This is a genomic window from Bacillus sp. LL01 (genome assembly GCF_001037965.1).
The window spans coordinates 1-3,919 of sequence record NZ_LFEL01000194.1 but is presented as its reverse complement, the minus strand read 5'-3'; the positions used below and the strand labels follow the sequence as shown (position 1 = coordinate 3,919).

Below are 3,919 nucleotides of genomic sequence, written 5' to 3'. Positions count from 1 at the left end.
AAGTTCCATCAACAGTCGTCACATATGTTGGTCCAAGCTTTGAAAATTCTTCTTCGTAAAATACATCTTTTTTAGACTGGAAGCCAAGAACATGAATCACATTTACTCCACGTTCAACAAGCTGCTTTGATAAGTAGTATAAAGGTGGAACTCCGATACCACCTCCGACAAGGAGAGCGGTTTCTCCTTGTCGGGCTTCCTCGACCGGAAATCCCACTCCAAGCGGACCTAACACGTCGATTTCCTCGCCTGCTACCTTTTTAGAAAGACGAGTCGTGCCTTGACCTTCTACTCGGTAAATCATCTTGAATGTTTTTGAATTCAGGTCCACATCGCCGATACTAAGTGGTCTTCTTAACAGAATGTCATTAAAATTCCCTACTTTTATATGCACAAACTGACCAGGGTTTGTCATTTGCAAAACTTGCTCTCCTTCACAGGTTAGTTCATAGATGCGATCCGCTACTAACTGTTGACTTGTGATTTTGAAGATTGCTTGTTTCTGCATTCATTACTCCCCCTTTAGGTGCTTCCATTTGTGGCATACTCTCTGATGTGAATGTGATTGATTCTAATACACTTAATAATGCATCCGCTGTATCGATTGACGTTAAGCAAACAACGCCATTCTCAACAGACTCACGGCGAATTCTAAACCCATCACGTGCAGGTTGTTTTCCTCTAGTTAATGTATTGATCACAAACTGCGCTTGTCCTTGTCTGATCACATCAAGTAAGTGAGGCTTTTCTTCACCAATTTTATTCACAGTTGTTACAGGGATCCCGAGCTCTTTAATTTCCGCTGCAGTTCCAGCTGTAGCAAGAATGTTATAACCGATGCGGTGAAAGCGCTCGACTAAACTTAACGCTTCATCTTTATCCTTATCCGCAATTGTAAACAAAACCGAACCATGCGTTGGGATTTTCATACCAGATGCAATTAATCCTTTGTATAGAGCTTTCTCAAGCGTAACATCACGTCCCATTACTTCCCCTGTTGATTTCATTTCAGGGCCTAATGTAATGTCTACACGACGCAATTTAGCAAAGGAGAAGACCGGAACTTTAACCGATACAACCGTTGACTCTGGGTGATAGCCTGTTGCATAACCTAGTTCTGGAAGCGTTTTTCCTAACATTACTTTTGTTGCTAAGTTAGCCATTGACACTCCAGTAATTTTACTTAGAAATGGAACGGTACGACTTGAGCGCGGGTTAACTTCAAGTACATACACCTCATCTTTATGCCATACATATTGAATGTTTAGTAGACCAACGATCCTCAATCCTCTTGCAATCGCAATCGTACGATCAATGATCTTTTGCTTTAAATGATCTGGTACGGTTTGAGGAGGATACACTGCAATCGAGTCACCTGAATGGACTCCTGCTCTCTCAATATGTTCCATCATTCCTGGAATGTAGACATTTYCGCCATCAGAAATGGCATCAACTTCAAGCTCTTTTCCTGTTAAATAGCGATCAATTAAGACTGGATGCTTCGGATTAATTTTGACTGCATGCGTCATATAATGTAATAACTCTTCTTCCTTAAATACGATCTCCATAGCCCGTCCCCCTAAAACATAAGAAGGTCTAACTAATACTGGGTAGCCAATAGAGTTCGCTATCTTTACTGCTTCATCCACTGATGTCGCAGTTTTCCCTAATGGTTGTGGAATATCTAATGCAAGAAGTGTTTGTTCAAATTTATCACGATCTTCGGCTCGGTCCATATCTTCAAGAGACGTTCCAATGATCTTCACTCCGCGAGCTGATAATTCATCTGCTAGATTGATTGCTGTCTGACCACCAAATTGTACAATCACACCTTCTGGTTGCTCGTGATTGACAACATGCATAACATCTTCTACCGTTAGCGGTTCAAAGTATAATTTATCCGATGTGCTAAAATCAGTTGAAACCGTTTCAGGGTTATTGTTCATGATGATTGCCTCATAGCCTGACTCTTTAATCGCCCAAACAGTATGAACAGTCGCATAATCAAACTCAATTCCTTGCCCAATTCGAATTGGACCAGAACCTAGCACTAATATGCTCTTTTTAGCTGTTCGTACTGACTCCATTTCCTCTTCATACGTTCCATAAAAATACGGCGTAGCTGATTCAAATTCTGCAGCACATGTGTCAACCATTTTATAGACTGGTATGATGCTTTCATTCATACGAGTTTCATAGATTTCTCTCTCAGTTGTCTCCCATAGCTTTGCTATTTGAGAATCAGAGAAACCTCTCTCTTTTGCTTCAGTTAATACTTCTAGATTGTTAGTATGTTCACTAAGGTTACGCTCGATTGCGACGATGCGKTTAAGCTTTTGAWGGAAGAATCGGTCAATATCAGTTAACTCATGCAACTCATCAATCCCAACGCCTCTTCTTAACAGCTCTGTTAAAGCAAAAATTCGTTGGTCATCTGGCTTCGTGATTTTCACCTTTAATGCATCTGTATCTAATTCATTCACCTCTCCATCATTTAAATGATCATATCCAGCTTCTAGAGAGCGAACAGCTTTAAGTAATGATTCTTCTAGATTACGACCAATCGCCATTACCTCTCCTGTTGCTTTCATTTGAGTGCCTAGCTTGTGATTAGCTGCTTCAAATTTATCAAAAGGCCAGCGAGGAATTTTTGACACTACATAATCTAGGGCAGGTTCAAAGCTAGCATAGGTTGTTTTGGTGACTGGATTTTGGATCTCATCTAGAGCATAACCAACAGCAATTTTGGCAGCCATCTTCGCAATTGGGTAGCCTGTTGCTTTTGACGCTAATGCTGATGAACGGCTGACACGAGGATTCACCTCGATAATATAGTATTGGTCACTATCTGCATCAAGGGCAAACTGGACATTACATCCACCTTCAATTCCTAAGGCACGAATGATTTTCAATGATGAATTACGTAGCATTTGATAATCACGATCGGTTAATGTTTGACTAGGTGCTACAACGATCGAGTCGCCTGTATGAACACCTACCGGATCAAAGTTTTCCATATTACACACGACAATTGCTTGGTCGGACTTATCACGCATGACTTCATATTCAACTTCTTTGAACCCAGCAATGCTTTTTTCAATCAGGCATTGTGTAACGGGACTGTACTTCAAACCACTCGTTACAATTTCTTCTAATTCTTCGTCATTGTGGACAATTCCGCCCCCAGTTCCACCTAATGTATAAGCTGGACGAACGATTACTGGATAACCTATCTCATCAACAAAATGTTGGGCTTCTTTAAGCGTATGAACAATCTCACTATCAGGAACAGGCTCATTCAACTCCCTCATTAATGCGCGGAATTGCTCACGATCCTCAGCCTGTTTAATCGCTTTTAATTTGGTTCCGAGTAATTCGATGTTGTACGTGTCTAGAATGCCAGATTCATCAAGCTCCATCGCCATATTCAAACCTGTTTGACCCCCAAGTGTTGCAACAATTCCGCAAGGGCGTTCTTGGCGAATAATTCGACTGACAAACTCAAGTGTAATTGGTTCAATATACACGCGATCTGCCATTGTCGTATCCGTCATTATCGTTGCTGGATTTGAATTAATGAGAATGACCTCATACCCTTCTTCTTTAAGAGCTTGACATGCTTGCGTTCCTGCGTAATCAAATTCTGCAGCTTGACCAATGACAATTGGGCCTGACCCAATCACTAGAATTTTATTGATATCCGTACGTTTACCCATATTACTCTCTCCTCCCGGCAATTCCCATAATTGATCTTTCATTTACGTTGTTATACTGGTTGTTTTTCCGTTGCAACCATCTGTAAAAATGCATCAAATAAGTAACTCGCATCTTGTGGTCCTGGTGATGCCTCTGGATGATATTGCACGCTAAATGCAGGATAGTCTAAATGCTTTAACCCTTCCACTGTTCCATCGTTGAC

The 3,919-nt window shown here is 41.0% G+C and carries 2 protein-coding genes and 1 pseudogene; all 3 read right to left on the bottom strand.

The window, feature by feature from the left end; all coding sequences use genetic code 11:
• The coding region (locus AB685_RS27760) for a dihydroorotate dehydrogenase (RefSeq protein WP_047973835.1) at positions 1 to 508 on the bottom strand (508 nt) is incomplete at its 3' end.
• Entirely contained in the window at positions 447 to 3,716 is a 3,270-nt protein-coding gene (gene carB, locus AB685_RS27755; protein ID WP_047973834.1) for a carbamoyl-phosphate synthase large subunit, read from the bottom strand. The genes carB and AB685_RS27760, both read right to left, overlap by 62 nt.
• A gap of 50 nt (positions 3,717 to 3,766) precedes the next feature.
• Positions 3,767 to 3,919, bottom strand: a pseudogene (locus tag AB685_RS30700) (carbamoyl phosphate synthase small subunit); the annotation flags it as partial.